The sequence below is a fragment of the Pseudomonas sp. AC229 genome, from assembly GCF_979254655.1.
On the sequence record NZ_CEEDHK010000012.1, the window covers coordinates 76180 to 101917 of the forward strand.

Consider the following 25738-nt stretch of genomic DNA (forward strand, 5'->3'; position numbering starts at 1 on the left):
ACGACAGTTTGATGACTGCTTGATGACGCTCCGTCAGTGCTTGGCCATTGCCGAGTTCAAGCCCAGGTAGTCGAGCAGAATCTGGCCGGTTTCGGACAGATAGGCATCGTCTTCGGGTTTCACTTTGTCGTCTTCGGTCGGCAGCGCGTCTTCATCTTCTTTCTTCAGTTCCTTCAACGGCTCCTGGCCCTTGGCGGCACGGCGGGTGTTCTCCATGGCCAACTGCTGGGTTTCGATGTCGGTGTGCTGCGCGCGGCGTTTAACCTCGTTGAGGCTCACGGTGGTTTCGTGGCTCAGCTTTTGCGCCAATTCCAGACGTTCGCGGGTGAACACGAAGTCGGCGTCTTTGGCGACGCGTGCATCGTGACGGGCTTTGAGCTCAACCAGGAACGGTTTGAACGGATCGCTTTCCGGCTTGATGGCCGGGCGGATGCTGTCCCATGGCATGGCTTCTGGCAGCGCGCTTTCGCCAATTTCCTTGGTGTCGACCACGGCAGGGTAGGCGATGTCCGGCAGTACGCCCTGGTGTTGGGTGCTCTGGCCGGAAACGCGATAGAACTTCGCCAAGGTCAGCTTCAATTCGCCATGATTAAGCGGCTGAATGGTTTGCACGGTGCCTTTGCCGAAGGTCTGGCCGCCGAGGATCAAGGCGCGGTGATAGTCCTGCATGGCACCGGCGAAAATCTCCGAAGCCGACGCCGAGAGACGGTTCACCAACAACGCCATCGGGCCGCTGTAATAGGTGCCTGGGTTTTCATCGGCCAGCACGTCAACGCGACCATCGCTGTTGCGCACCAGAACGGTCGGGCCCTGGTTGATAAACAGACCAGTCAGCTCGGTGGCTTCCTGAAGCGAGCCGCCGCCGTTGTTACGCAAGTCGATAACCACGCCGTCGACTTTCTCTTTCTGCAATTCGGCCAGCAATTTCTTCACGTCACGCGTGGTGCTTTTGTAGTCTGGATCGCCAGCACGGAACGCTTTGAAGTCGAGGTAGAACGCCGGAATTTCAATCACGCCAAGCTTGTAGTCGCGCCCATCGTGCTTGAGTTTGAGCACCGATTTTTTCGCCGCTTGCTCTTCGAGCTTCACGGCTTCGCGGGTGATCGAAACGACTTTGCTGGTCTGGTCATTCGGGCCGTTAGTGGCGGGTACCACTTCCAGGCGAACCACTGAACCTTTCGGGCCACGGATGAGTTTGACCACTTCATCGAGACGCCACCCGATGACGTCGACCATCTCGCCGTTGCCTTGGGCAACGCCAACGATCTTGTCAGCCGGGGCGACCTGTTTGCTCTTGTCGGCAGGACCTGCCGGCACCAGACGCACCACTTTCACGGTGTCGTTATCGCTTTGCAGCACGGCACCGATGCCTTCGAGCGACAGGCTCATGTTGATGTCGAAGTTTTCCGCGCTGTCGGGAGACAGGTAGTTGGTGTGCGGATCGTATGACTGGGCGAAGGTATTAATGTAGGCCTGGAAGATGTCTTCGCTACGGGTTTGCTCCAGACGCGACAGTTGATTCTTGTAGCGCTTGGTCAGCAATTCCTGGATCGCCGCCGGTTCTTTGCCGGCAATTTTCAAGCGCAGCACTTCGTCTTTTACGCGCTTGCGCCACAGCTCATCGAGCTCGGCGGTGTCTTTGGCCCATGGGGCTTTTTCGCGGTCGACCATCAGGCTTTCATCAACGCCAAAGTCGATTTTGTCGATGCCCTTATTAAGCAGGCCCAAGGCGAAATCGAGACGCTGTTTCAGGCGGTCGAGGTGACGCTTGTAAATGATGAACCCAGGGTCGAGATCGCCACTCTTAAGAAAATCGTCGAACTGTGTGCGCCACTTATCAAACTCGGCAATGTCGCCGGCCGTGAAGTAGCTGCGCGACGGGTCGAGTAGCTTCAGGTAGCTCTCATAGATGATCACCGAGCGATCATCGTTGAGCGGCGGTTTGCTGTAGTGATGACGCTTGAGCAGCTCCACTACATTGAGACTGGCGATTACCTGCTCGCGGTCTGGTTGCAACGCGTCCCAACTGTTTTTCGCGGTCGCAGTGGCGCACGCCGTGAGAGGGAGGGCGCTGAAACCGATCAAAAGGGCTAAGGCGGAACTGGGTAAAAAGCGCTGCATGCTGAGTCGACGCGAGGGTAGTTGATAACGCATATTAGGCCGTCTTTGAGAGCGCCGGTTCCGTTGCCCGGCTGCATAATGCAAATAGCTCGATGGTTCGCACCGGGCTCAGTCCGAACTCACTATGGAGGCACCGTGAAGGCATTGCAAGGCGTTGAAGGACGCGCTGAATGGGCAGATCGACCAAGTCTCACCTGCGACGTCGGACAGATCCGAATTCGCGTTGCGGCGGCCGGTCTCAATCGTGCTGACCTGCTCCAGCGAGCCGGCCATTATCCGCCGCCTCCGGGCGCCAGCGACACGCTCGGTCTGGAATGCTCCGGGGTCATTACCGAAGTTGGCGCGGGCAGTTCCTGGCAAGTTGGCGACCGCGTTTGCGCGCTGTTGGCAGGCGGTGCGATGGCCGAGGAAGTGGTGGTCGATGGCCGTCATGCGTTGCCGGTTCCGCAAGGTCTGAGTTTGGTTGAAGCCGCTGTGATTCCTGAGGTGTACGCCACTGCCTGGCTGAACATTTTTCAGCTGGCGCAGTTGAAACCCGGCGAGAAAGTGTTGCTGCACGCCGGCGCCAGTGGCGTCGGTTCGGCAGCCATTCAGCTGTGCAAAGCGTTCGGTAACCCGTGCTGGGTGACTGTCGGTTCGGCAGAGCGCCTGGCCTATTGCGAAAGCCTCGGCGCGCAAGGCGGTGTGCTGCGAGACAAAGACCTCGAAAGCCTGCGCGATTTCGCACCGTTCGATGTGATCCTTGATCCCGTAGGCGCGAACTACGCCGCGCTCAACCAGCAGGTCATTGCGCTGGATGGTCGTTGGATTTCAATCGGCGTAATGGGCGGGCGCGAAGCCACCTTCGACCTGGGCCTGATGTTGGCCAAACGGGTGCAGTTCTGCGGCTCCACGCTGCGCAGCCGAAGCGATCAATTCAAGGCTGATCTGCTGGGCGATTTGAATCAGCACGTCTGGCCGCTGTTCACCGAGGGTCGACTAAAACCGCAATTGGAGCGTACCTTTGCCAGCAAGGATGTGGAGGCCGCTTTTGCTGCACTTGCCAGCAATACTGTGTCCGGAAAGGTTGCGTTGCTGTTGGATGAATCTCTAAGTTAATCAGCAGTTTCCATTGCGCTTTTATATTGCTGTTCCGTGGCATCGATTGGGTAAATCAATCGTTGCCATGGTTTCAATCAATATGCTCTTTCAGGCAGATCGGCCTACTATCCTTCCTGTAAATTTTCCAACCAGAAGGATTTAGCGAATGTCTCTGATCAATACCGAAGTCAAACCGTTCACCGCCAATGCTTTCCACAACGGTAAATTCATCGAAGTGACCGAGCAGTCCCTGAAGGGCAAGTGGTCGGTCCTGATCTTCATGCCGGCAGCGTTCACCTTTAACTGCCCGACCGAAATTGAAGACGCCGCTAACAACTACGCCGAGTTCCAAAAAGCCGGCGCTGAAGTGTACATCGTCACCACCGACACCCACTTCTCCCACAAGGTTTGGCACGAAACCTCGCCCGCTGTTGGCAAGGCTCAATTCCCGCTGATCGGCGACCCGACTCACCAGCTGACCAACGCTTTCGGCGTGCACATTGCTGAAGAAGGTCTGGCACTGCGCGGCACTTTCGTGATCAACCCAGAAGGCCTGATCAAGACCGTAGAAATCCACTCCAACGAGATCGCTCGTGACGTGTCGGAAACCCTGCGTAAGTTGAAAGCTGCTCAGTACACCGCTGCTCACCCAGGTGAAGTGTGCCCAGCCAAGTGGAAAGAAGGCGAAGCCACTCTGGCTCCTTCGCTCGACCTGGTCGGCAAAATCTAAAAACGACTCCAAGCCCGCTGCGTAGTCACGCGGCGGCGCTGAAAACAGATCCGCCATTGCGTAGTTAGCTGGGTTTGCAATTCGTTTAAGCAAGCAGCGCTGCGGGGCTTCATCGGCTCCGCACGCCCAATGCCTGGGCGCGATCCGCTCGGGCATTTTTTTCCCTGAATTTTGTAAACGGAAGGTACCGCATCATGTTGGACGCCACTCTGAAGACCCAGTTGAAGGCTTACCTCGAGAAGGTTACTCAGCCATTCGAGATCGTCGCGTCCCTCGATGACAGCGACAAATCCCCTGAACTCAGCGGCCTGCTGAACGATATCGTCAGCCTGACCGACAAAATTACCCTGCGTGAAGACGGCAACGATGCCCGTAAGCCGTCTTTCGCCCTGAATCGTCCCGGCGCCAATATCAGCCTGCGTTTTGCTGGTATTCCCATGGGCCACGAATTCACCTCGTTGGTGCTGGCCCTGCTGCAAGTGGGCGGCCACCCTTCGAAAGTCGCTGCGGAAGTGATCGAGCAGATCAAGAACATCCCGGGCGAATTCAACTTTGAAACCTACTTCTCGCTGTCGTGCCAGAACTGCCCGGACGTGGTCCAGGCGCTGAACCTGATGGCCGTGCTCAACCCCAACATCCGCCACGTGGCCATCGACGGCGCGCTCTTCCAAGAAGAAGTTGAGCAGCGTCAGATCATGTCGGTGCCGAGCATCTACCTGAACGGCGAACTGTTCGGCCAAGGCCGCATGGACGTTGAACAAGTACTGGCGAAGATCGACACCGGCGCCTCCGCCCGTGATGCCGAGAAGCTCAATAGCAAAGAAGCCTTCGACGTATTGGTGGTTGGCGGTGGCCCAGCCGGTGCCGCAGCCGCTATTTACGCCGCTCGTAAAGGCATCCGCACCGGTGTGGCGGCGGAGCGTTTCGGCGGTCAGGTGCTCGACACCATGGCCATCGAGAACTTCATTTCCGTGCAGGAAACCGAAGGCCCGAAGCTGGCCCGTGCCCTTGAAGAGCACGTGAAGCAGTACGAAGTCGACATCATGAACCTGCAACGTGCCAGCGCTTTGGTGCCGGCGAAAAACGCGGGCGAGCTGCACGAGATCAAGTTCGAAAGCGGCGCGTCGCTGAAGGCCAAAACCGTGATTCTGGCCACCGGTGCCCGCTGGCGCGAAATGAACGTGCCGGGTGAGCAGGAATACCGCAACCGTGGCGTGGCCTACTGCCCGCACTGCGACGGCCCGCTGTTCAAAGGCAAGCGCGTGGCGGTGATCGGCGGCGGTAACTCGGGCGTGGAAGCGGCCATTGACCTGGCCGGTATCGTCAGCCACGTGACCCTGATCGAGTTCGACAGCAAGCTGCGCGCCGACGCTGTACTGCAACGCAAACTGCACAGCCTGCCGAACGTCAACGTGATCACCAGCGCGCTGACCAGCGAAGTCAAAGGCGACGGCCAGAAAGTGACCGGCCTGGTCTACAAAGACCGTAACTCCGATGAGTTCATCAACATCGAGCTGGAAGGCATCTTTGTGCAGATCGGTCTGCTGCCTAACAGTGAATGGCTCAAAGGCACCATCGAGCTGTCGAACCGTGGCGAGATTATTGTCGATGCTCGTGGTGAGACCTCGCTGCCCGGCATCTTCGCTGCCGGCGACGTGACCACCGTGCCGTACAAGCAGATCGTTATCGCAGTAGGCGAGGGTGCCAAAGCGTCGTTGAGCGCGTTTGACCACCTGATCCGTACCACCTGATCGCTTCGGCGATAAACAGAAAAGGCAGCCTTCGGGCTGCCTTTTTTTGTCGCGCATTTGCGCTCAACCTGCGCTTACCCTTGTAGGAGCGAGCTTGCTCGCGAAGCGTTTTGTGTCGTGACGAAAAGCTTCGCGAGCAAGCTCGCTCCTACGATGACGCTCAGCGCTTGGCGCGAATAAATTCGGCCTGGGCGTTAGCCGAGGTCAGGATTGAATACCGGGTGGAGCGCGACACACGCCCGGTCAGAAAACGCTCGAATACCGGATCGAACATCTGCCGATCCAGCCCAGGCTGTTCTGCCTGAAGATAACCCTCGCAACAGGCGCGGTAGGCGTCGAGTTCGACAAAGCGTATGAGCCAGTAGGTGAACACGTAGCCCATCAGAAAACCCAGGCTGGCATCGCGGTTGATAACGGTATGGGCGCAGCATTCGAAGTCGATCAGTTTCAGTTGGCCATCCGGCGCAATCAGGATGTTTTTCGGATGGGGATCCATGTGCACGAAACCGTCGTCGAGCATTCTTGCGAACAGGCGAAACACCTCTGGAAGCAGCGTTGGCGCTTGCTCGGGCGCCTCAGTCAAACGCGCGTCAACACTCTGGTGATCGGGCAAAAAACCGATCAGCAAATACTCCTCGCGCAGAAACGGAAAGCGGGCCTTGTAGCCGTAGGCGGCAATACGCGGCACGTAATCCGCTTTGGCGCTGATGGCCGACAGGTTGACGAATTCGTTGGTCAGGTCGTGCAAGCCGACCGCTTTGCGGATGCCCAGGTAGTTCTGCAGTTGCTTCTTCCAATGCTGCAGCCGGTTGTATTTCAGCACCCATTGTTGCTCGCCGTTTAATAGGCAAACCAGGCGCGTGTCTTCCGGCGGGTCGAGAGTGATGCGTTGTTCGGGGTTGGCGAAGAACTGCTCGATGGCGGCGGCGATGGCTACCCGCTGAGTCGGCTCGAGGTGAAACGTGATGCCCCGAATGGTTTGCTCGGTGTAATGGCGGGTAAGCGGTTTGAGGTGACGCATGCAGCCGGTCCTTGTGCCTAGGCGGAAAAAGCGCGCCATGGTAAGCCAAGGAGGCCAGTTTGCAGAGCGGGGGAACTGCCCAACTATCGGAAGAAGGAGTGTCAGGCCTCTCCCGCAGCAACAAAGCGCTAGCGGGAGAGGGCGTGGCAACCGTTAACGCCAGCTAAGAATCGGCCAGCCCGCCTTCTCCGCGTGTTCGCGCAACACGGGGTCTGGATTCACCACATGGGGATGGCTGACCTGCGACAACAGCGGTAAATCGTTGCGCGAGTCGGAGTAGAAGTAGGCGCCTTCCAGACTCTCGTTCTGTTCAGCCAGCCAAGCGTGCAGGCGCGTCACTTTGCCTTCGCGGTAAGTCAGCACGCCCCGCGTGTTGCCGCTGTAATGGCCGTGCAGTTCTTCAAGATCAATCGCCAGCACTTCATCAATTTTCAGCCGCGCCGCAATGGCGCTGACCAAAAAATGCGCTGAAGCGGAGATCACCAGAATCCGGTCGCCGGCCGTGCGGTGCGTGGCCAGGCAACGGGTGGCGTCGCTGAAGAAGATCGGCTCGATGACATCTTCCACAAACGGCTCGACCACAAACGCCACTTCCTCGGCGGTGCGCCCCACCAGCGGCGACAGGCTGAAGGTCATGTAGTCTTCCATCGCCAGTTTGCCCTCGGCATACAACGCCATCAGCTCGTGGTCTTTTTTCACAAACGACTCGCCGTCCACCCAGCCGATGTCGGCCATGTGTTCGCTCCACAAGCTGGCGCAGTCGCCGTCAATCAGGGTGTCGTCGAGGTCGAAAATCGCCAGGGCCATCACGCCACCTCCCGGATCGCGTTGCTGTCGATGCTCAGGGTCAGCTGCGTACCGTTGTCATGCACGTCATCGGCGCTGCGGTTCAGCACGTCCACCAGCAGTTCGACGCCACGGGCTTCCACCCGATAACGGATCACGTTGCCGAGCAGGCTGTGGCTGCGCACCTGAGCGTCGATATCACCGTTGCCCAAGGAAATCGCTTCCGGGCGAATCGCCACGCGGCTGTTCACCGGGCGCAGCAACAGGCGGCTGGCAGCATCGGCGTCGAGCAGGTTGTAGTTGCCAATAAAACCGGCGGCAAAGGCATCGACCGGCGCCGTGTAGAGGGTTTCGGCGTCGCCGCTTTGCACGATTTTGCCGGCGTTCATCAGGAAGATACGGTCCGACATGGTCAGCGCTTCTTCCTGGTCATGGGTCACGAAAATCGTGGTCAGCCCCAGCTCTTGCTGAATGCTGCGAATCTGCTCGCGCAGGTGCTTGCGGATGCGTGCATCAAGGGCCGAAAGCGGCTCATCGAGCAGCAGTAAACGCGGGCGGGTCACCAGCGAGCGCGCCAGGGCCACGCGTTGACATTGGCCGCCGGAAAGCTGATGGGGATAACGGTCGGCGAAGGTGCCGAGTTCCACCATGTCCAGCGCTTCTTTCACGCGCTTGGCGCTGTCGTCTTTGCTGACCTTTTGCATGCGCAGGCCGAAGGCGACGTTCTGTTGCACGCTCATGTTGGGGAACAGGGCGTAGCTCTGGAACACCATGCCGATGTCGCGTTTCTGCGGCGACAGCGGCACCAGGTCGTTGCCTTCGAGCAGAATTTTGCCGCCGTTCACTTCCGTCAAGCCGGCGATGCAGCGCAGCAGGGTGGACTTGCCGCAGCCGGACGGGCCGAGCAGTGTCACGAATTCGCCTTTGCCGATTTCGCAGTTGATATCGCTGAAAATCGAGGTGGCGGCGTAGCTTTTGTGCAGCCCCTGAATGCTCAGAAAACTCATGCTTTGTCCTTGTTCAAACGATTGGCCGCCCAGGTAAACAGCAGCACAAAAAAGAAGTAGGAAATCACCAGGGCGCTGTTGAAGTGGCCGCTGCTGTTTTTCATGTTGTTCAAGTACACCTGCAAGGTTTCGTAGCGCGTACCGACCAGCAGGTTGGCGAATACGAATTCACCGAACAGGAAAGAAAACGACAGAAACAGCGACACCATCAGGCCCTTGCGCAGGTTGGGCAGCACCACCAGAAAGGCCGCTTTCCAGGTGCTGGCGCCGAGCAGGTGAGCGGCGTCCATCAGGTCGGTGAGGTTGATCGCTTGCAGGTTATTGGTGATCGCCCGGTACATAAACGGCAGCGCCACGGTGAAGTAACAGCCAATCAAAATCCACGGCGTGCCCACCATGGCCAGCGGGCCGGAACCATAAATTTGCAGCAGGCCCACCGACGACACCACGGGCGGCACGGCGAAGGGCAGCAAGATCAGAATGTTCATCAGGCCGTCGAGCTTGGGGAAGTGGAAATGCACCACGAACAGCAGCGGCAGAATCAGCACCACCGACAGCAGCAGCGCGCCAAAACACACCAGCAGCGATTGCCCGAATGCGGTGAGAAAACGCGGATCGGTCCACAGCTGCGCATACCATTTTAGCGTCAGGCCGTCGGGCAGGATGGTCGCCGACCAGCTCGTGGACACGGAGTAGAGCAGGGTGCCGGCCAGCGGCAGCAACAGAATGAGGAACAGCAAGGTGACCACCGTGCGGTGATACAGCCCGGCCGCCCGGGTTTCAACGCGCGACATGGTAGCTCCTCTTCAACAGCCATTGATGCACCACGGTAATCACCGCCATCAGCCCCACCAGCACCATCGCCAGCGCGCTGGCCAGGTTTGGATTGAGGGAAATATCACCGGCCACCATGGCTGCGATGCGAATCGGCAGTACGTTGAAATTGCCGGTGGTGAGTGCGTACACCGTGGCGTAAGCGCCCAGGGCGTTGGCCAGCAAAATGATGAACGTGCCCAGCAGCGCTGGCGTCAGCACGGGCAAGCCGATGTGCCGCCAAAAGTCCCAGGTACTTGCGCCCAGCAGCTCGGCCGACTCGCGCCAGTCTTCGCGCAGCGCGTCGAAGGCGGGGTACAGCAGCAACACGCCGAGGGGAATCTGGAAGTAGGTGTAGAGCACGATCAAGCCGGTCTTCGAATACAGGTTGAAGTCGTCGATGACGCCGGCTTGCTTAAGGATGATGGTCAGCGCGCCGTTAAAGCCGAGCAGAATCACAAAGGCAAACGCCAGCGGCACGCCAGCGAAGTTGCTGGTCATGTTGGAAAACGCCATGACGAAATCGCGCAGTTTGCTGTCGACCTTGCGCAGCGAATACGCGCCGAGAATGGCGATCACGATGCCGATCACGCTCGACCAGAACGAAATTTCCAGGCTGTGCTGAATGGCCTGCAAATAGAACTTCGAGCTGAACACTTTCGCGTAGTTGCTCAAGCCCCAGCCGGCGGCGCTGTTCAGGCTGTTAATCGCCACCCACAGCAACGGCGCGATCTGAAAGGCAATAAAGAAAACGGCAAAGGGCAGCAGGCACAGCAGGCCGAGCCATTTACCACGGGTGACTGAACTCACTTCAACAGCTCCCGGCAGACAGGTTTGTCGTGGGGCACACCCAGCAGTTCGCAGATGGTGCCGCACAGGTCGGTTTGTTTCGGTTGGGCAAAATTGTCCAGGCTGAAGGCATCGCCGAGCACAAACAGCGGCACTTCGCGCTCTTCAGTAAGCAGGCCGTTGTGCGAGCGGTCGTTGTTCATGCCGTGGTCAGCGGTCACCAGCACTTGATAGCCGGCGTCGAGCCAGCGTTGCAGGTATTCGGCGAGCAACAGGTCCGCGCTGCGGGCGCTGTTGCGGTATTGCGGACTGTCGAGGCCGTGCTTGTGGCCGGCGTCGTCGATATTCATAGGATGCGCCAGCAGGAAATTGGGCGCATGACGCATGCGCAGGCTTTCGGCATCGGCAAACAGATGAGAGTCGGGGTAGTGGTCGGCGTAATAGAAATGCCCATGCTGAATGGGCAATTCCGGCGCCTCGGTATGACGGTCGCGTGCGGCGTGAAATGGGCTTCGGTTATACAGCTCACTGACCCAATGATAGGCCGCCGCTGCCGTGCTCAAACCTGCCGCGCTGGCGTAGTGGAAGATGCTTTTTTGAGTGGAAAGACGCGACACATCGTTGTGCACGATGCCGCTTTCAATCGGCGGTACGCCGCTCAGAATGCATTCATACAGCGGCCGCGAAAGTGACGGCAGTTCGCATTCGAGCTTGTACAAAGCCGCGCGCCCCGCGCCGCAATACGCCTGAAGGTGACCCATGGCATGCTCGGCTACACCGTAGTTGAGGCCGTCGAGCACCACGAGTATGACGTTGTGTTTCATGTGCTATTCCACCGTTGCAAGGCGTTCCTCAGTCCTTGTAGGAGCGGCTTTAGCCGCGATGCTGTTGCGCTTGAAAGCATCGCGGCTAAAGCCGCTCCTACAGTGACCGTACGGGCTGAAAAAGAAGAAAGCGGTCGCGCCGCTTTCTTCTATCGCCGCCTGACGCTTTATTCCATGTTGATGATCACGTTTTCCTGCCACAGGCTCGGCAGGGCCTTGGAGGTTTCTTCCCAGGCTTTGGCATCTTTGATCGGTTGTACTTTGGCGTATTGCTCGTTCGGCAGCAGCTTGGCCTGCACCTCAGCCGGCAGTTTCAGGTGCTCGGCGCGGATCGGACGGGCGTTACCTTTGGCCAGGTTGATCTGACCGGCGTCGCTCAGAATGTACTCACGCGCCAGCTTGGCTGCGTTCGGATTCTTGGCGTATTTGTTGATGATGGTGGTGTAGCCGGAAATCACCGAACCGTCGGACGGAATCAGCACTTCAAAGCGGCTTGGGTCGATCTGGTCGCGGTAGCTCAGACCGTTGAAGTCCCAGACCACGCCCACTTCCACTTCGCCTTTTTCCAGGGTCTGAATGGTGGGGTTGGACAGCGACAAGCGACCTTGCTTGGCGATTTCAGCGAACAGGTCGAGGCCCGGCTGAATGTTCTTCTCGTCACCGCCTTTGGCAATGGCGGCAGCCAGTACGCCGTTTACCGCTTGAGCGGCAGCGCTGACGTCACCGATGGCGACTTTGTACTTACCTTTTTCCAGGTCGGCCCAGGACTTCGGTACGTCTTTCACCAGCTTCTTATTGACGATGAAGGCGATGGAGCCGGTGTAGGCGAGCATCCAGTGGCCGTCTTTGTCTTTGGCCCACTCAGGAATCTGTGCCCAGGTGCTGGGTTTGTAGGGTTGGGTTACACCCTGCTGCGCCGCGATGGGGCCAAAGGCCGCACCGACGTCACCGATATCGGCGGTGGCGTTGTCTTTTTCCGCTGCGAATTTGGCGATTTCCTGCGCCGAACTCATGTCGGTGTCCAGGTGCTTGAGGCCGTAGAGCTTGCCCAGATCGGCCCAAGTATCTTTCCAGTTGGCCCAGCTGTCTGGCATGCCCACGCTGTTTACCGCGCCCTCGGACTTGGCGGCGGCTTCCAGGCTTTTCAGGTCGGTATCGGCGGCCATGGCAAGGTTAGCCAGAGCAATGGTCGATCCCAGGATTGAAGCTAGCAACAGGCGTTTCATTCGACGCTCCTTCGTGTTGAGGGTGTTGGTCTAGATCAGCAATAGCCAAGCCAAGTTAGCGGTAATGGATGACAATTTTGTGTCGGACCGCTCTGGCACGCCGCCCGGCAAAGGTCCGCCGGGCGAGCGTCCAGCAAGCGTAGACCATGGATAAGTGCTTGATTTAAAAAATATAGGTGGCCTGTTGCGGTTGGCATGAGGCGTGCAAAAGCACAGCCGTGTCATCCAATAGTCATCTAGGCTGGCTAGGGTTATTTGCAGGTTTCGGGCAGTTCCGGCGCTCGGGTCGGCTCCGAAATGGAGCTGGACTAGTCCAGATGAGGGCATTTAATGCGAGATGAGGCGCCCCGTGCCGTGACAGCGATCTGTCGCGCACTGGAAGAACAGATAGAGCATGGCCTGCTGCCCTCGGGCAGCAAGTTGCCGGCCGAGCGCAAATTGAGCGAGGTGTTCGACACCACGCGCATTACCTTGCGCGAAGCTTTGGGCCAGTTGGAAGCTCAAGGCCTTATTTACCGGGAAGAGCGCCGTGGCTGGTTTGTGTCGCTGCCACGGCTTGCCTACAACCCGCTGGTGCGTAGCCACTTCGACGCCATGGTCGGCGAGCAGGGCCGCACGCCTTCCACGGAAGTTATTGCCGCGCGCCTGCTGCCGGCGCCTGCGGCAATTTGCGATTTGCTTGAACTGCCGGCGCTGTCCAGCGTGATTCAGATTCGCCGGGCACGCCGCGTCGATGGCCGGCTGGTGCTGTACGTCGAGCACTACCTGAACCCGGCGTACTTCCCCAGCATTCTCGATTTTGACCTGACCTTGTCGCTGACTGAGCTATACGCCCGCGAGTACGGCATTCATTACGGCCGCGTGCGCTTTGACATGGTGCCCACGGCGTTGCATCTGGAAGCGGCGGCGGCCTTGAAAGTGTCGGTGGGCAGCCCGGCGCTGCGCATCACCCGTGTGAACCGCGACCAGCACGGCCGCTTGATTGACTGCGACATCGAATGCTGGCGGCACGATGCGATTCACGTGAGCGTGGAAGTGCCGGAGTAGGGAGAGGCTTTAGCCGCGATGTTTTAACAGCATCGTGGCTAATCGGGATGCCGCCCAGCCGCTTCTACAGGATTTAGGCTCGGATTTAGAACAACTCGGTCGCGTAAAACGCGGTGAGCACTTTCACCAGATGCTCAAGGTCATGACTGCCCGCTAGTTCGCGAATGGAGTGCATGGCGAAGGTCGGCAGGCCGATGTCGACGGTGCGCACGCCCAGGTTGCTGGCGATGATCGGGCCGATGGTTGAGCCGCAGCCCATGTCGCTACGCACCACGAAGCTCTGCACCGGCACTTCTTCAGCCAGGCACAAATGGCGGAAGAAGCCGGCGGTTTCGCTGCTGGTTGCGTAGCGCTGGTTGCTGTTGACCTTGATCACCGGGCCGGCGTTGAGCTTCGGGCCGTGGTTGCCGTCGTGTTTGTCGGCGTAGTTGGGGTGCACGCCGTGGGCGTTGTCGGCCGACACCAGCAGCGATTTCTGGATCACTCGCACAAAGTCTTCGTCTTGCGGCAGCACGCGGCGCAGCACTTGCTCAAGCATCGGGCCGTCGGCGCCGCAGCAGGAACTGGAGCCGACTTCTTCGTGGTCGGTGCAGATGAGGAAGCAGCTTTCATCGTCGGCGCTATGCAGCAGCGCTTGCAGGCCGGCGAAGCACGACAGCAGATTGTCCAGGCGTGCGCCGGCGATGAAGTCGGCGTTCAGGCCGATAACGGCGGCGTCTTGGGTGTCGTAGAAACTCAGCTCGTAATCGAGCACCGCGTCGGCGTTCAGGCCGTGTTCGCGGCCGAGCTGGTCGGCGAGCAGGGCGCGGAAGTCGTAGCGCTCGTCGCCGGCTACTTGCGCCAGAATCGGCGGCAATTCGTTCTGCGGGTTGATCGCCCAGCCCTGGTTGGCTTCACGGTTCAGGTGAATGGCCAGGTTGGGAATGGTGGCGATGGGCACCAGAAAATCGATGAGCTGGCTTTCAACCTTGCCGTCGCGGCGGAAGGTGACGCGCCCGGCCAACGACAGGTCGCGGTCGAACCACGGCGCGAACAGGGCGCCGCCATACACTTCCACGCCTAACTGCAAGAAGCCTTGGCGCTGCAATTCCGGCTGCGGTTTTACCCGCAGGCACGGGCTATCGGTGTGGGCGCCGACCATGCGCAAACCGCCTTCAAGTGGCGGGCGCTTGCCGAGCTTGAACGCGATAATGGAGGAGTCGTTACGGGTGACGTAGTAGCGGCCACCGGGCTCGGTGTGCCAGGTTTCCCGCTCATTGAGGTGCACATAACCGGCCGTTTCCAGGCGCATGGCCAGGCTGGCGGTGGCATGAAACGGCGTCGGCGAGGCCTTGAGAAAGTCGATCAGGCCCTGATTCAATTCTTCGCGCATAAGGCACTCCAGGCGGCAATGCGCGGAGTTTACCGTATACCGCCGCAGGCTTCAGCCGATCACCAGCTTGCCGCTGAGAAACACGTCACGTCGCTCCTTGCGGCCGACTTTCTCGTGCTTGGCAAGCTGGTACACCGCGTCGAAGCGGGCGCGGTCCAGCGGCCCTTGCGTGGCAATGAACGCCTCCACCAGCGCGTCGTAGTGCCGTTCGATGATGAACTTGTGGATCTCACGGTAATAGAAGAAGCCCATCTGGAAACCGAGGGTTTCGCTGAAGTATTCCGAACGGTGGGAGAAACCGTTTTCCAGGTCGATGGCGTGCGCCGTGGCGCCGTCCGGGCTGATCATCACGTTGCCTACCCAAAAATCCATATGGGTAATGTTTTTCTCGATCAGGCTGCCGAGCAGTGCAAAGGCGGTGACGATGAACTGATTCACCGCTTCCGGGTTTTGCTTGAGCCACAGGTGGCCGTCGACCAGATCGTTCAGCAGCCCGGTGAGCAGGAACAGTTCACGGGTAATGCCGAGCCCGGACTTGGTATGACCGAAGCCCACCAGCGGCGGCACCTGCGCGCCACGGCGATTGGCTTCGGCGGTGTTGATCAGCTCTTCGATGGCCCAGTCATAGCGCCCATCGCGATGGGTTTTGCGCCAGGTAACACGCAGCTTGGACTTGATGTCAGTGAGCGGCTGAATCTTGGCGAACAACGCTTTACCGCCAGCGCAAAACGGGCGGCTGTAGCGTTTGTGGTTGGCATTTTTGCGGCCTTGCACTAACTGCTGCAAAGCTTGCAGCGCAGAGGCGTCTGGCGCTTCGCGCAAGAACAAGGTGGTGTTCTGAAATTGCACGGGGAAGGGGTAGTCGCGATGCAGTTGGTGAATAAACATTGCGCCAGCCTCCGTGCTGGTAACCAGTGAAAGGGCGCCAGTATGAGGCCATCACTGTAAGTTTCTGCAATGTTTTGTAACAGCGCTGACACGTTACTGTGATATCGCACGCCGGCGCGGTATTCAGCGCCACCTCTTCATCAGTTAGAAGGGCGCGGGGCATTCAAAGCGCAAACGCTCGCCGGTTTTCGGATGCGTGAAGGCCAACATGGCGGCGTGAAGGCACAGGCGCGGGTAGGCGGCAAGCGCCTGCTCGTGGGCATACAAGCCGTCGCCCAACAGCGGGTGGCCGATGGACAACATGTGCACGCGCAGTTGGTGCGAGCGGCCGGTGATGGGCGTTAGCTCAACCCGTGCCCAGTCACCGCAGCGCTCCAGCACGCGCCAGAAGGTTAAGGCGTTGCGGCCATGTTCGTGGTCGACCACGTGGCGAGGTTTGGTCGGTGGGTCGTAGCGCAGGGGCAAATCGATACTGCCACTGTCGAGTTCCGGCTGGCCCCAGCACAAGGCGATATAGGCTTTTTCGGTTTCGCGGTCGTGGAACTGGCGCGACAGTTCGCGGTGGGTGTCGGCGTCGCGTGCCAGCAAAATCAGCCCCGAGGTTTCCCAGTCCAGGCGGTGCACGATGCGCGCTTCTGGATAACCATTTTCCTGCAGGCGGGTGATCAGGCAGTCCTTGTTGTCGTCGGCGCGCCCAGGCACTGACAGCAGCAGGGTGGGCTTGTTGACCAGCAAGATCTGTTCGTCCTGGTAGACGATTTCAACATTCGACAACGGCATGCGGTGGCCCTACAAATCACATTCGCAAAAACGACAACGGCGGCCGAAGCCGCCGTTATCTGAACCCTTCGGATCAACGATCCGGCAGGGTAATGTTGAGCTCGAGAATCGAGCAGCTGCCTTGGTTTTCCAGGGCAACCTGCACTTGATCCGAGTCGATATTCACGTACTTGCGGATCACTTCCACCAGCTCTTGCTGCAAGGCCGGCAGGTAATCCGGTTTGCTGCGTTGGCCGCGCTCGTGGGCGACGATGATCTGCAGACGCTCTTTCGCAATCGACGCGGTGGTCTCTTTTTTACGCTCGCGAAAGAAGTCGAAAATGTTCATTCGCGACCTCCGAACAGGCGTTGCATGAAGCCCTGCTTTTTAACGTCGAGGAAACGGTGCGCGACTTCTTTTCCCAGCAGGCGGTCGACGGCATCGCTGTAAGCTTGGCCGGCGTCGCTCTGGTCGTCGAGAATCACCGGTACGCCCTGGTTGGACGCCTTGAGTACCGCTTGCGATTCGGGAATAACACCGAGCAGGCGAATGGCGAGGATTTCTTCAACGTCTTCGACGCCGAGCATTTCGCCTTTCTGTACGCGCTCGGGGTTGTAGCGAGTCAGCAACAGGTGTTCTTTGATCGGGTCTTCGCCCAGTTCGGCGCGGCGCGACTTGCTGGCCAGCAGGCCGAGCATGCGGTCGGAGTCACGTACCGAGGACACTTCCGGGTTGGTTACCACGATGGCTTCATCGGCAAAGTACATCGCCAGGTGAGCGCCTTTCTCGATGCCGGCTGGCGAATCGCAGACCACGTATTCGAAGGTCTGGCGCAGCTCATTGATGATTTTTTCCACGCCTTCTTTGGTCAGCGCGTCTTTGTCGCGGGTTTGGCTGGCGGCCAAAACGTAGAGGTTTTCCAGGCGTTTGTCTTTGATCAGCGCTTGGGTGAGGGTGGCTTCGCCGTTGACGACGTTAACGAAGTCGTACACAACGCGGCGTTCACAGCCCATGATCAGATCGAGGTTACGCAGACCCACGTCGAAGTCGACGATGACAGTCTTGTGCCCACGCAGGGCGAGGCCGGTACCGATGGCGGCGCTGGTGGTGGTTTTACCGACGCCACCTTTGCCGGAAGTGACTACGAGGATCTTGGCCAAGGTGATTCACCCCAAATATGAAGAAATGCGGGAATCTGGCGCCAACGAAAAGGTGGCTTCCAGATGCCCGTTTTGTGTCCTGAAAAGTGGCCGCAGTATCCGTTAAAGCCGGGTGATGTTCAACACGTCACCGGTCAGGCTGACCTGAACTGCATCGCCCCAGAGCGGGTCGCGGCGCAGGTCTTCAGCGACCTTGTATTGCCCTGCAATCGAGAGCATTTCGGCGCCCAGTTGCTGGCAGAAAATCCGCGCTTTGGTGTCGCCTTTTACGCCGGCCAGAGCACGGCCGCGCATGGGCGCGTAAACATGGATGTTGCCGTCAGCGAGAAGTTCCGCACCGGCACTGACGGGTGCCAGCACGATCAAATCGCCACCCTGGGCATACACCTGCATGCCGCCGCGCACGGGTGAATTGATAACTTTGGTCGGTTTAACCACAGGCTCTGGCGGTTTTTCCGCCTTCTTTTTCGCCGTGATCTCCACCGGTTCTACGAGCTTTTCCCTTGCGCCGGAAGGCGGCAGTACAGGAATGTCGAGGGCCAGGGCGGCGGCGATGTCTTCTTCGCGATTGGCGCGAATGGCCAGGGTGCGCAAACCATGACGACGGCACAGCGCCATCAACTCGCCAAGGTCGAGAATGCCTTCGGCGGCGGGCAGCTTGTCCAGCGCGAGCACGAGCGGAATGTTGCTGAAGAAGTTCGGCGCCTGGGCAACCTTTTCGGCCAGTTGCTGTTCCAGGCGCTCAAGATCATTGTGCGCAAGCTCGAGCACGGTGATGGCGAGCATGCTGCCTTTGAGCTGGAATACGGGGTCTTGATTGAGCAGATCGGCTTGGCTCATGGGATGCCTGATGGCCTTAATAATGTACTGATGTCGGAAATGCCTAGCGGGTCGCCGTGCTGGTGGGCGGCCGCGAATAAGACCGGACTTATAGCGAGAACGCGGTTAGGCCGCAAGCCGCGTGCAGTCCTGTAGAATGCGCGCCTTTGTTTGATTTTCGGAAAGCTCGATGGATCGTCCGCAGTTTCGTCGTCAATTTCTTCATCCACGTTACTGGCTGCTTTGGCTCGGCCTCGGTTTGCTGTGGCTGTTGGTGCAGTTGCCGTATCCGCTGCTGCTGGGGCTGGGCCGGGGGCTTGGTTGGGTTATGTATGTGGGCGCTCGCTCTCGTCGCGAGATCGCCGCGCGCAACCTTGAGCTGTGCTTCGCGCAGATGTCGGCCAGCGAACGCAAAAAACTGCTGAAAGAAAACTTCGCCTCCACCGGTATCGCCTTTTTTGAAATGGCCATGAGTTGGTGGTGGCCGACCAAACGCCTGGCGCGCCTGGCCCACATTGAAGGGCTGGAGTATTTGCAGGAAGCGCAGCTGCAAGGGCAGGGCGTGATTCTGATGGCGGTGCACTTCACCACGTTGGAAATTGGTGCCGCCTTGTTGGGCCAGCGCCACACCATCGACGGCATGTACCGCGAACATAAAAACGCGGTGTTCGATTTTGTTCAGCGCCGTGGCCGCGAGCGCCATAACCAGGATGCCCAGGCCATTGAGCGCGAAGACGTGCGCGCCATGCTCAAAGTGCTGCGCGCCGGCCGCGCCATCTGGTACGCGCCGGATCAGGATTACGGCCTCAAGCAAAGCGTGTTCGTGCCGCTGTTTGGCATCACCGCCGCCACCGTTACGGCCACCAGCAAGTTCGCCCGCCTGGGCCGCGCGCAGGTGATGCCGTTTACGCAGAAGCGCCTGCCCAATGGCGGCGGCTATAAATTGGTGATTCACCCGCCGCTGCGCAATTTCCCCGGTGAGTCCGAGGAAGAAGACTGCCTGCGCGTGAATCAGTGGGTGGAGCGCGCCATTCTCAGTTGCCCCGAACAATACTTGTGGGCGCACCGTCGTTTTAAAACGCGGCCACCGGGGCAGGCGAAGCTTTACGGCAAACGCTGAATCGCACGAGCTGCTCACACAATCGCGACGCACTTCTATACTCGCGAAAACCCCCGCAGAGAGGCTTCGATGAATCTGGCGCACGATCCAAGCAAACCGGTGACTGGCCTGATTCTCTCGGGCGGCGGGGCACGGGCGGCGTATCAGGTGGGGGTGCTCGCGGCGATTGCCGACTTACTGCCCGACACCACGCAAAACCCCTTTCCCGTCATCGTTGGCACGTCGGCCGGCGCCATTAACGCCGTGGGCCTGGCGTGCGGTGCGTTGCAGTTCAATGAAGCGATTAAACGCCTGACCCATGTGTGGCAAAACTTCCATACCCATCAGGTGTACCGCAGTGATTTTTCCGGTGTCGTGCGTCAAGCCAGCCGCTTCTTTGGCCATAGCTTGCTGGGCTTGGGGAAACGGGCGCCGGTGGCGTTGCTCGACAGCTCTCCATTGGGCGGACTGCTGGCTGAAAACCTCGACTTCACCGGAATCGCCGCCGCCGTGCGTATGCGCAAACTGCGCGCCGTGGCAGTGACTGCCTTTGGCTACGACTCTGGCCAGGCGGTGACCTTCTACCAAGGCCGCGCCGCCATCGACCCTTGGTTTCGTCATCGCCGCGTGGGTGTGCCGACGCGGTTGCAGCTTGAACATCTATTGGCCAGCGCGGCGATTCCGCTGATATTCCCGCCGGTGAAAATCAACCGGGAGTATTTCGGCGACGGTGCCATGCGCTCATCCGCCCCCATCAGCCCGGCGCTGCACCTGGGCGCCAACCGCGTGCTGGTGGTCGGTGTGAGTGGCAACGCCAATCCGCACAATGTGCCGGTGCGCAGCAAAGTGGCGGGGCCGCCGAGCCTGGCCCAAGTCAGCGGCCATTTGCTTAACAGCACCTTTATCGACAGCCTGGAAAGCGACATCGAGCTGCTCGAACGCATGAACCAGATGTGCCGCTTGCTGCCCGCCGACCTGCCGGCGAAAAGTTCGGCAATCAAGCCGGTAGACGTATTGGTGATTTCCCCCAGTCAGCCGCTGGACCACATCGCCGCCCGCCATTGGCACGAGCTGCCGCGCACCCTGCGCATGTTTTTGCGCGGGCCGGGAGCCAAGAAAGCGGGCGGGGCGGGGGTGCTGAGTTACTTGCTGTTCGAGTCGGGTTATTGCAATGAGCTGATCGAACTGGGGTATCAGGACGCCATGGCCAAGAAGGCCGAGTTGGTGCGTTTTCTGGGGTTGGAACCGCAGGTAGCGCAGTCGTTGGCGCCGGAGCTGAGCCGTTAGCGAGCGGCCCGTTGGGCTTCGCCGAAGCGAAGCCCAACACAACCTTTACTCGGCAACCTGCAATTTGCGTGCTTCGGTGTACACGTAACGCACTTTCTCGTACTCGAACGGCGAGTTGGTCTGGCCGTAGCGGAAGGTGGTCACGTAGCGGCGGTCGATGGAGCGCAGCAGGAACAATTCCGGGTGGTCCTGACTGATTTCAGCCACGTTGAGGAAGTTGATCTGGTTTTCCAGCGTGAAGTCGGCCAGCAACCCGCCGGTATCGCGCAGGTTCGAAGGGCCGAGAATCGGCAACATCACGTACGGGCCCGCAGGCACGCCATAGAAGCCCAGCGTCTGGCCGAAGTCTTCCGACTGTTTAGGCAAACCCATCATGGTCGCCGGGTCCCACAGGCCGACCACGCCAATGGTGGTGTTCAGCAACAGGCGGCCGGTGGTTTCCAGCGAACGCTGACCTTTGAACTGCAGCAGGCTGTTCACCAGGTTGGGGATGTCGCCAATGTTGCTGAAGAAGTTGCTCACGCCACTGCGCACGAACTGCGGGGTCACGTAGCGATAGCCTTCCACAACTGGCAGGAACACCCACTCATCGAAGCGGTAGTTGAAGTGGTAAATGCGCCGGTTCACCGATTCCAGCGGGTCGTACACGTTCAAGGCGTCGAGGGTCGAGCGTTCGAATTCGTGCTGGTCCAGGCCGGGGTTGAATTTCAGCGCTTTGAGCGGCTCGGTGAAGCCATCCGCGTCGGCAACCGGCGCCGTCGCAGGCGTTTGCGGATCGGCGGCCTGCGCGGCGCCAGTGGCCAGCAACAGAGCCAGCAGCAAGGAAGTCTTGGTCATTTCAGCAGCTCCAGCATGGCGGCGGTATTTACGCGGTAGTTGAGGTTGCCGCAGTGCCCGCCGTGCGGGTAAACGGTCAAACGGTCGCCCATCGTTCTGCGTAAAAAGCCCAGGTCGCCGGGGCCGAGAATCACGTCATCCTTGTTGTGCATCACCAGCACCTTGTTACTGGTTTTCAGGTAATCCTCCAGCGCATACAAACTCACCTGATCGATCAACTGCAGCAAGCTGCCGCCGTCGGTGCGCGCGCGCCACATGGGAATCAACTGCTCGCGGATGTAGCAATCGAAGTCGCACTGCAAGGCTTTGCGGAAATACGGAGTCAGGCTGGTGCCTTCGCTGATCGGGGTTTCCGGCGGTGTGATGAGGCCGCGGCGGTTGATTAGGTCAGACGTAAAGGCGATGTCGGCCGAGGAGAAGCGGAACGAAGTGCCGATCAGCATCGCCAGCTGCTCGTCAGACAGGTGCTCTTTGGACTGTTGCAGGTCGTAGAGCATCGCATCGTTGATGTCGATGTAACCCTTCTGCTGGAAGTAGCGGGTCAGCTTGCTCAGCACCGTGTCATAAAAGGTGCTGCTGTTGGACACGCCTTTCACTTCGGTTTGCACCAGGCGATCGAGGTTGGTGATCGAGGTGTAGAGGTTGACCGGCGGGTTGAGCATCAACACTTTCTTGAAGTTGAAGCTGCGCCGGGTTTCATCCAGTTTGCTGACAAATGCCGCGTTCAAGGCGCCCAGGCTGTAGCCGGTGAGGTAGAAGTCGGTCACTTCCACTTCCGGGTGCTGGGCACGCACCGCTTGCATCACGTTGTACAAGTCTTCAGCGTCTTCGGTGCTCACGCCGGGCGTGGCGTGGCGCGAAGCGGCGGTCATGAAGTCGTAGCTGGTGGGCGAGGAGAGTTGCACGACGTGGTAGCCCGCGCCGTAGAACACCTTCTTCAGGCCTTCGGCCAGCGAGCTGGAATAATGCCCGCCGGTGCCGGCAATGATGAAAATCAGGGGCGCCGGGCCCTTCTGTTTGGCCATGCGGTAGCGCAGGGTTTTCACCGGCCAGAAGTTATCTGGCACTTCCAGTTCACGCTCGGGGCGCAGTTTGAGGTTGTAATCGGCCTGGTCGATGTCCAGGTCATCCGGCACTTGCGCGCGCAATTCCGGAGGCGTCGTGGCGATGGTCGCCTCGAACGGGTTGGTCAGTGGAAACCCATAGCTGGCCTCGTCGATGTCGGCAGCCGACAACAACGGACTGAGGCATAAACCTGCCATAAGCGCAGCAAAACGTGAGAGGCGCGGCATCGCAAATCCCTTTAGAAGATAAAGTGCGGAGTGAATCTGGCGATATGACAGCAGACACGCTGGTATAGCACAGACATATTTACTCGGCTTGTTTTGCCAGCTCAGCCAGTGCTGCGCCGCTGAGTCGGTAGGTGGTCCAGTCGTCCTGCGGGCGGGCGCCGAGGCGGCGATAAAAGCCCAGCGCCGGCTCGTTCCAATCCAGCACCGCCCACTCCAAGCGACCACAACCGCGCTCTACGGCCAACTGCGCCAAACGTGCCAACAAGGCCTTGCCCAGCCCGGAACTGCGTGCCGCTTCGCGAACGTACAGGTCTTCCAGATAAATGCCGGGCTTGCCCAGGAAGGTCGAGAAGCTGGAGAAGAACAGGGCAAACCCCTGCGGCTCGCCATCCAGCTCGCCGATCAGCACTTCGGCGTATGGGCGCGGGCCGAACAGGTTGGCCGTGAGGTCTTCGGGGGTGGCGACGGCTTGGTCGCTGAGTTTTTCATACACCGCCAACTCGTGAATCAGGCTGAGGATCAGGCCGACGTCATCAGGCGTGGCGGTGCGTAATTGAATACGGGACATACAGGCTCCTGAAATGGCGAACTGAGCGGAGCTTGCCGGCTCCCTGCGCGCGCGGCAACAGGATGATATGAAAACCGTGGCCAAGGCTTGATCTTTGGTGCTCTGGCGCTTGCATACGGCGTTCGGGCGTTTATCCTGAGCGCCGATTTATTTACCGGAGAAACCCATGTCCCGTCGTTTGCCCCTGATCGCCTTGCTGATCGTTCTGGCCCTGTGGCTGGCCGCCGCCTACGGACTGCGTTTCGCCCTGATGGAAGACAGCCAGTGGGTCGGCATTTGCGTTGACCAGGCGCAGCGCTGGGAATGCCAAGTGCGTGACGGCCTGGGCCTGTTGATTCATTTCCGCGTTATCGCCTGGGCCGGCTTGGGCGGCGCCTTGCTGGCATTCGTGGTGCCGGGCCGCGCCGGCTGGTGGTTGGCGGTTGCCGCGCTGGTGTTCGCCCTGCCGGCGCTGGTGCTGTATAGCGCCAGCCTGGCGGTGTTTGCCGTGGTGATCGCGGCATTGCGCTTGGTTCGGGCGCCGCGTCTGGCTTGAAAAAACATCGCGGCTAAAGCCGCTCCTACAGGGGGTGTGATTCTGTAGGAGCGGCTTTAGCCGCGATGCTGTTGACCAAAAAAACGGGGCTCATCGTGAGCCCCGTTTTTTATTGCCTGCGTTTGGCCTAGCTGGCCCGAACCCGCAAGCTGCGCCACAGCGCGGCGACCATCAGCACACTCACCGCCGCCCAACCCAGCGCCTGCCAGTTGTCCAGGGTTTCCTGGTACAGCTGCGGCAGGATGCCGGCGCCGACGATCAGCGTCAGCAGGGCAATTTCACGGCGTGGCCCGGCCACGGGGCGGCATACGTACACCAGCGCCGGCAGCAGCAACACCATGCTTGGGAAGCAGCGGTAGCGCGGGTCGAATACCAAACCGAGCATCAGTACCGCCGCCGCGAAGCCGCTCGCGGCCAACCACCAGCCACCGCGTGCTTCCAGCCATTGATAAGCACCGGCACGCCAGCCGGCTTTGCTCGACAACGCCAAGGCGCCGTGGGCCAGCACGATCAGGTTCAGCCCCACCAGAAATGCCGCCCACGCCCATTCGCCGATGTAGCGGCTGTTAACCCGCGCCATCTCGCCCCACAGCGCAATGCTGCAGGCGCCTACAGCGGCGAGCAGCGGCAGCAGCAAGGCCGAACGGGTGGAGTTGGGGCGCCCGGCCAGCAGCAGGGTGGCGAAGAAAATCACACCGCTGACGCTCAGCCACAATGTCCAGTTGGCAAAGTTCGAGACCGGGCCGGCCAGCACGTTTTTGTCTTGGCGGTCGGCGTCGTACAGGCCCCAGTAGCCGCCCATGGCGCCTTCGCTAACGCGTTTCCACGGTTGGTCGAAGGCTTCGATCAGGTTGTAGTTCCAGCCGTTCTTTTCGGCCATGGCCACGAAGCCACGGATGAACTTGGCTTCGTTGACGCGGCTCGGCACAGCGGTTTCGCGCTGACGGCCTTCGCTCGGCCAGCCGGTTTCGCCGATGAAAATATCTTTGGGCGCAAATTTGCTGCCGAACACCTGACGAATTTCGGCCACGTGAGCCAAGGCTTCGTCGATGCCGGTGGGGTCATCTTCCCAGTACGGCAGCAAGTGAATGGTCAGGAAATCGACCGCTGGCGCCACTTCCGGGTGCTTGAGCCAGAACTCCCACACGTCCGCGTAGGTGACGGGCTGCTTGATTTGCGCCTTTACGTCGCCGATCAGCTTGGCCAGTTGCGCGCCGGTGACTTCTTTGCGCAGCAAGGTTTCGTTGCCGACGATCACCGACTCCACCACATCCGGGTTCTCGTTGGCCGACTTGATCAGCGCATCGACTTCCTTCTTGGTGTCCACCGGATTGCCGTTCACCCAGGCGCCCAGCATCAGCTTCAGGCCGTGCTTGCGAGCGAGGTCGGGAATGGCTTCAAGGCCCGTCATGGAGTAGGTGCGAATGCAGTGGAAGCGCGTGGCCAGCAATGCCAGGTCGGCATCCATGCGCTCCGGACGCAGGGCGAAAGGCTGGTCGAAGGGCGACTGATCCTTGTCGAACGGCGTGTACGAGGCGCACTGCAATTTGTGCGTCGGCGTCGCTGCGTCGGGCAGTACCAACGGTTGACCCAGGCCAAACCACAGGCCGCCAATGGCGAACAGGGCAAGCAGGCAGGCGAACACATAGGGCAGGGCGGGGAAGCGAGAGGATGCGGGCATAGTTAGGCGCGTCTGGGGGCAAAGCCGCGCAGTTTACCTGCATTCGTTCTGTTTAGCGTAGAGCCGCCAGTGCCGTGTGTGAGTGCATATTAATGGGCCTGGCGCAGCGGTACTTGAATGCGCGTTCAATCATAAATTTCAAGGGCTTGGAGCAGGCGTTGACGGTGCTGGATATCAACCTTGTCGTTCCTGAGTCAACGATGTCGTTTCTTCGCGGTGTTGATGTCGTTCTTGGAGCAGGTGAG

At 59.6% G+C, this 25738-nt stretch carries 25 protein-coding genes; 7 read left to right on the forward strand and 18 right to left on the reverse strand.

The window, feature by feature from the left end:
* Positions 1-33: 33 nt before the first annotated feature.
* A complete protein-coding gene (locus AC0IW7_RS17310; protein WP_163016620.1) occupies positions 34-2121 on the reverse strand; it encodes a carboxy terminal-processing peptidase in 2088 nt (695 codons plus the stop codon).
* 135 nt (positions 2122-2256) lie between these two features.
* Here AC0IW7_RS17310 and AC0IW7_RS17315 point away from each other — a divergent pair, with 135 nt between their 5' ends.
* The 3 genes from AC0IW7_RS17315 (at position 2257) to ahpF (ending at position 5682) form a co-directional block, all read left to right on the forward strand.
* Positions 2257-3219, forward strand: coding sequence for an NAD(P)H-quinone oxidoreductase (locus AC0IW7_RS17315; protein WP_471819631.1), 963 nt, complete (start codon positions 2257-2259; stop codon positions 3217-3219).
* A gap of 148 nt (positions 3220-3367) precedes the next feature.
* A complete protein-coding gene (ahpC, locus tag AC0IW7_RS17320; RefSeq protein WP_122452823.1) occupies positions 3368-3931 on the forward strand; it encodes an alkyl hydroperoxide reductase subunit C in 564 nt (187 codons plus the stop codon).
* 194 nt (positions 3932-4125) lie between these two features.
* Positions 4126-5682: an alkyl hydroperoxide reductase subunit F gene (gene ahpF, locus AC0IW7_RS17325; protein ID WP_471819633.1), complete on the forward strand. Its 1557-nt coding sequence runs from the start codon at positions 4126-4128 to the stop codon at positions 5680-5682.
* A gap of 160 nt (positions 5683-5842) precedes the next feature.
* Here ahpF and AC0IW7_RS17330 read toward each other — a convergent pair whose 3' ends face one another.
* From AC0IW7_RS17330 to AC0IW7_RS17360, 7 genes are all read right to left on the reverse strand, one after another.
* Positions 5843-6703: a lipopolysaccharide kinase InaA family protein gene (locus tag AC0IW7_RS17330; protein WP_471819635.1), complete on the reverse strand. Its 861-nt coding sequence runs from the start codon at positions 6701-6703 to the stop codon at positions 5843-5845.
* 153 nt (positions 6704-6856) lie between these two features.
* Positions 6857-7510 carry an HAD family hydrolase gene (locus AC0IW7_RS17335; RefSeq protein ID WP_471819637.1) on the reverse strand — a complete coding sequence of 218 codons (654 nt, stop codon included), beginning with the start codon at positions 7508-7510 and terminating at the stop codon, positions 6857-6859.
* The gene (locus AC0IW7_RS17340; protein WP_471819639.1) at positions 7510-8496 is read right to left on the reverse strand and encodes an ABC transporter ATP-binding protein; all 987 of its coding nucleotides are present in this window, start codon (positions 8494-8496) and stop codon (positions 7510-7512) included. The genes AC0IW7_RS17335 and AC0IW7_RS17340 overlap by 1 nt, the downstream gene beginning before the upstream one ends.
* Positions 8493-9290, reverse strand: a complete 798-nt coding sequence (locus AC0IW7_RS17345; RefSeq protein ID WP_471819641.1) for an ABC transporter permease — start codon at positions 9288-9290, stop codon at positions 8493-8495. Before AC0IW7_RS17345 ends, AC0IW7_RS17340 begins: the two co-directional genes overlap by 4 nt.
* Positions 9277-10119 carry an ABC transporter permease gene (locus AC0IW7_RS17350; protein WP_471819643.1) on the reverse strand — a complete coding sequence of 281 codons (843 nt, stop codon included), beginning with the start codon at positions 10117-10119 and terminating at the stop codon, positions 9277-9279. The genes AC0IW7_RS17345 and AC0IW7_RS17350 overlap by 14 nt, the downstream gene beginning before the upstream one ends.
* The gene (locus tag AC0IW7_RS17355) at positions 10116-10922 is read right to left on the reverse strand and encodes an alkaline phosphatase family protein (protein WP_471819645.1); all 807 of its coding nucleotides are present in this window, start codon (positions 10920-10922) and stop codon (positions 10116-10118) included. The genes AC0IW7_RS17350 and AC0IW7_RS17355 overlap by 4 nt, the downstream gene beginning before the upstream one ends.
* A gap of 167 nt (positions 10923-11089) precedes the next feature.
* Positions 11090-12148: an ABC transporter substrate-binding protein gene (locus AC0IW7_RS17360; RefSeq protein ID WP_471819646.1), complete on the reverse strand. Its 1059-nt coding sequence runs from the start codon at positions 12146-12148 to the stop codon at positions 11090-11092.
* Positions 12149-12478: 330 nt separating this feature from the next.
* On the opposite strand from AC0IW7_RS17360, the gene AC0IW7_RS17365 reads away from it, so the two are divergent.
* Positions 12479-13195: a UTRA domain-containing protein gene (locus tag AC0IW7_RS17365; RefSeq protein WP_471819647.1), complete on the forward strand. Its 717-nt coding sequence runs from the start codon at positions 12479-12481 to the stop codon at positions 13193-13195.
* Between the two features lie 85 nt (positions 13196-13280).
* Here AC0IW7_RS17365 and AC0IW7_RS17370 read toward each other — a convergent pair whose 3' ends face one another.
* The 6 genes from AC0IW7_RS17370 to minC form a co-directional block, all read right to left on the reverse strand.
* Complete coding sequence (locus AC0IW7_RS17370) at positions 13281-14567, reverse strand: M18 family aminopeptidase (protein WP_471819649.1); 1287 nt, start codon at positions 14565-14567, stop codon at positions 13281-13283.
* Between the two features lie 51 nt (positions 14568-14618).
* A complete protein-coding gene (locus AC0IW7_RS17375; protein WP_471819650.1) occupies positions 14619-15455 on the reverse strand; it encodes a hypothetical protein in 837 nt (278 codons plus the stop codon).
* Between the two features lie 144 nt (positions 15456-15599).
* Positions 15600-16235 carry an RluA family pseudouridine synthase gene (locus AC0IW7_RS17380; protein WP_122452833.1) on the reverse strand — a complete coding sequence of 212 codons (636 nt, stop codon included), beginning with the start codon at positions 16233-16235 and terminating at the stop codon, positions 15600-15602.
* A 73-nt stretch (positions 16236-16308) separates the two neighbouring features.
* On the reverse strand, positions 16309-16563 hold the full coding sequence (gene minE / locus AC0IW7_RS17385) for a cell division topological specificity factor MinE (RefSeq protein ID WP_108095523.1): 255 nt from the start codon (positions 16561-16563) through the stop codon (positions 16309-16311).
* Positions 16560-17375 carry a septum site-determining protein MinD gene (gene minD / locus AC0IW7_RS17390; protein ID WP_122452834.1) on the reverse strand — a complete coding sequence of 272 codons (816 nt, stop codon included), beginning with the start codon at positions 17373-17375 and terminating at the stop codon, positions 16560-16562. The genes minE and minD overlap by 4 nt, the downstream gene beginning before the upstream one ends.
* A 102-nt stretch (positions 17376-17477) precedes the next feature.
* On the reverse strand, positions 17478-18215 hold the full coding sequence (gene minC, locus AC0IW7_RS17395; RefSeq protein WP_463383471.1) for a septum site-determining protein MinC: 738 nt from the start codon (positions 18213-18215) through the stop codon (positions 17478-17480).
* A gap of 169 nt (positions 18216-18384) precedes the next feature.
* Here minC and AC0IW7_RS17400 point away from each other — a divergent pair, with 169 nt between their 5' ends.
* On the forward strand, positions 18385-19314 hold the full coding sequence (locus AC0IW7_RS17400; protein ID WP_471819653.1) for a lipid A biosynthesis lauroyl acyltransferase: 930 nt from the start codon (positions 18385-18387) through the stop codon (positions 19312-19314).
* Between the two features lie 69 nt (positions 19315-19383).
* Positions 19384-20580: a patatin-like phospholipase family protein gene (locus tag AC0IW7_RS17405; RefSeq protein ID WP_471819655.1), complete on the forward strand. Its 1197-nt coding sequence runs from the start codon at positions 19384-19386 to the stop codon at positions 20578-20580.
* Between the two features lie 45 nt (positions 20581-20625).
* Here the strand turns inward: AC0IW7_RS17405 and AC0IW7_RS17410 are convergent, their stop codons facing one another.
* The 3 genes from AC0IW7_RS17410 to AC0IW7_RS17420 form a co-directional block, all read right to left on the reverse strand.
* Positions 20626-21417 (reverse strand): MlaA family lipoprotein, encoded by a 792-nt coding sequence (locus tag AC0IW7_RS17410; RefSeq protein ID WP_471819656.1) that lies wholly within the window; start codon positions 21415-21417, stop codon positions 20626-20628.
* Positions 21414-22709 (reverse strand): alpha/beta fold hydrolase family protein, encoded by a 1296-nt coding sequence (locus tag AC0IW7_RS17415; RefSeq protein ID WP_471819658.1) that lies wholly within the window; start codon positions 22707-22709, stop codon positions 21414-21416. Before AC0IW7_RS17415 ends, AC0IW7_RS17410 begins: the two co-directional genes overlap by 4 nt.
* A 79-nt stretch (positions 22710-22788) precedes the next feature.
* On the reverse strand, positions 22789-23277 hold the full coding sequence (locus AC0IW7_RS17420; RefSeq protein WP_463383466.1) for an N-acetyltransferase family protein: 489 nt from the start codon (positions 23275-23277) through the stop codon (positions 22789-22791).
* 166 nt (positions 23278-23443) lie between these two features.
* Between AC0IW7_RS17420 and AC0IW7_RS17425 the strand changes: the two genes are divergently transcribed.
* Positions 23444-23812, forward strand: coding sequence for a hypothetical protein (locus AC0IW7_RS17425; RefSeq protein WP_122452841.1), 369 nt, complete (start codon positions 23444-23446; stop codon positions 23810-23812).
* A 127-nt stretch (positions 23813-23939) separates the two neighbouring features.
* Here the strand turns inward: AC0IW7_RS17425 and AC0IW7_RS17430 are convergent, their stop codons facing one another.
* On the reverse strand, positions 23940-25493 hold the full coding sequence (locus tag AC0IW7_RS17430) for a glycoside hydrolase family 17 protein (RefSeq protein WP_471819660.1): 1554 nt from the start codon (positions 25491-25493) through the stop codon (positions 23940-23942).
* Between the last annotated feature and the right edge of the window lie 245 nt (positions 25494-25738).

Bases quoted from the DNA above. Each gene is read 5' to 3' on its own strand.
- AC0IW7_RS17375 (WP_471819650.1), bottom strand. From the start codon at position 15,455: ATGTTTATTCACCAACTGCATCGCGACTACCCCTTCCCCGTGCAATTT.
- AC0IW7_RS17420 (WP_463383466.1), bottom strand. From the start codon at position 23,277: ATGTCCCGTATTCAATTACGCACCGCCACGCCTGATGACGTCGGCCTG.
- AC0IW7_RS17365 (WP_471819647.1), top strand. From the start codon at position 12,479: ATGCGAGATGAGGCGCCCCGTGCCGTGACAGCGATCTGTCGCGCACTG.
- AC0IW7_RS17405 (WP_471819655.1), top strand. From the start codon at position 19,384: ATGAATCTGGCGCACGATCCAAGCAAACCGGTGACTGGCCTGATTCTC.
- ahpF (WP_471819633.1), top strand. From the start codon at position 4,126: ATGTTGGACGCCACTCTGAAGACCCAGTTGAAGGCTTACCTCGAGAAG.
- AC0IW7_RS17410 (WP_471819656.1), bottom strand. From the start codon at position 21,417: ATGACCAAGACTTCCTTGCTGCTGGCTCTGTTGCTGGCCACTGGCGCC.
- AC0IW7_RS17370 (WP_471819649.1), bottom strand. From the start codon at position 14,567: ATGCGCGAAGAATTGAATCAGGGCCTGATCGACTTTCTCAAGGCCTCG.
- AC0IW7_RS17335 (WP_471819637.1), bottom strand. From the start codon at position 7,510: ATGGCCCTGGCGATTTTCGACCTCGACGACACCCTGATTGACGGCGAC.
- AC0IW7_RS17425 (WP_122452841.1), top strand. From the start codon at position 23,444: ATGTCCCGTCGTTTGCCCCTGATCGCCTTGCTGATCGTTCTGGCCCTG.
- AC0IW7_RS17330 (WP_471819635.1), bottom strand. From the start codon at position 6,703: ATGCGTCACCTCAAACCGCTTACCCGCCATTACACCGAGCAAACCATT.
- AC0IW7_RS17310 (WP_163016620.1), bottom strand. From the start codon at position 2,121: ATGCAGCGCTTTTTACCCAGTTCCGCCTTAGCCCTTTTGATCGGTTTC.
- AC0IW7_RS17400 (WP_471819653.1), top strand. From the start codon at position 18,385: ATGGATCGTCCGCAGTTTCGTCGTCAATTTCTTCATCCACGTTACTGG.
- ahpC (WP_122452823.1), top strand. From the start codon at position 3,368: ATGTCTCTGATCAATACCGAAGTCAAACCGTTCACCGCCAATGCTTTC.
- minE (WP_108095523.1), bottom strand. From the start codon at position 16,563: ATGAACATTTTCGACTTCTTTCGCGAGCGTAAAAAAGAGACCACCGCG.
- AC0IW7_RS17340 (WP_471819639.1), bottom strand. From the start codon at position 8,496: ATGAGTTTTCTGAGCATTCAGGGGCTGCACAAAAGCTACGCCGCCACC.
- AC0IW7_RS17360 (WP_471819646.1), bottom strand. From the start codon at position 12,148: ATGAAACGCCTGTTGCTAGCTTCAATCCTGGGATCGACCATTGCTCTG.
- minC (WP_463383471.1), bottom strand. From the start codon at position 18,215: ATGAGCCAAGCCGATCTGCTCAATCAAGACCCCGTATTCCAGCTCAAA.
- AC0IW7_RS17345 (WP_471819641.1), bottom strand. From the start codon at position 9,290: ATGTCGCGCGTTGAAACCCGGGCGGCCGGGCTGTATCACCGCACGGTG.
- AC0IW7_RS17415 (WP_471819658.1), bottom strand. From the start codon at position 22,709: ATGCCGCGCCTCTCACGTTTTGCTGCGCTTATGGCAGGTTTATGCCTC.
- AC0IW7_RS17430 (WP_471819660.1), bottom strand. From the start codon at position 25,493: ATGCCCGCATCCTCTCGCTTCCCCGCCCTGCCCTATGTGTTCGCCTGC.
- AC0IW7_RS17380 (WP_122452833.1), bottom strand. From the start codon at position 16,235: ATGCCGTTGTCGAATGTTGAAATCGTCTACCAGGACGAACAGATCTTG.
- AC0IW7_RS17355 (WP_471819645.1), bottom strand. From the start codon at position 10,922: ATGAAACACAACGTCATACTCGTGGTGCTCGACGGCCTCAACTACGGT.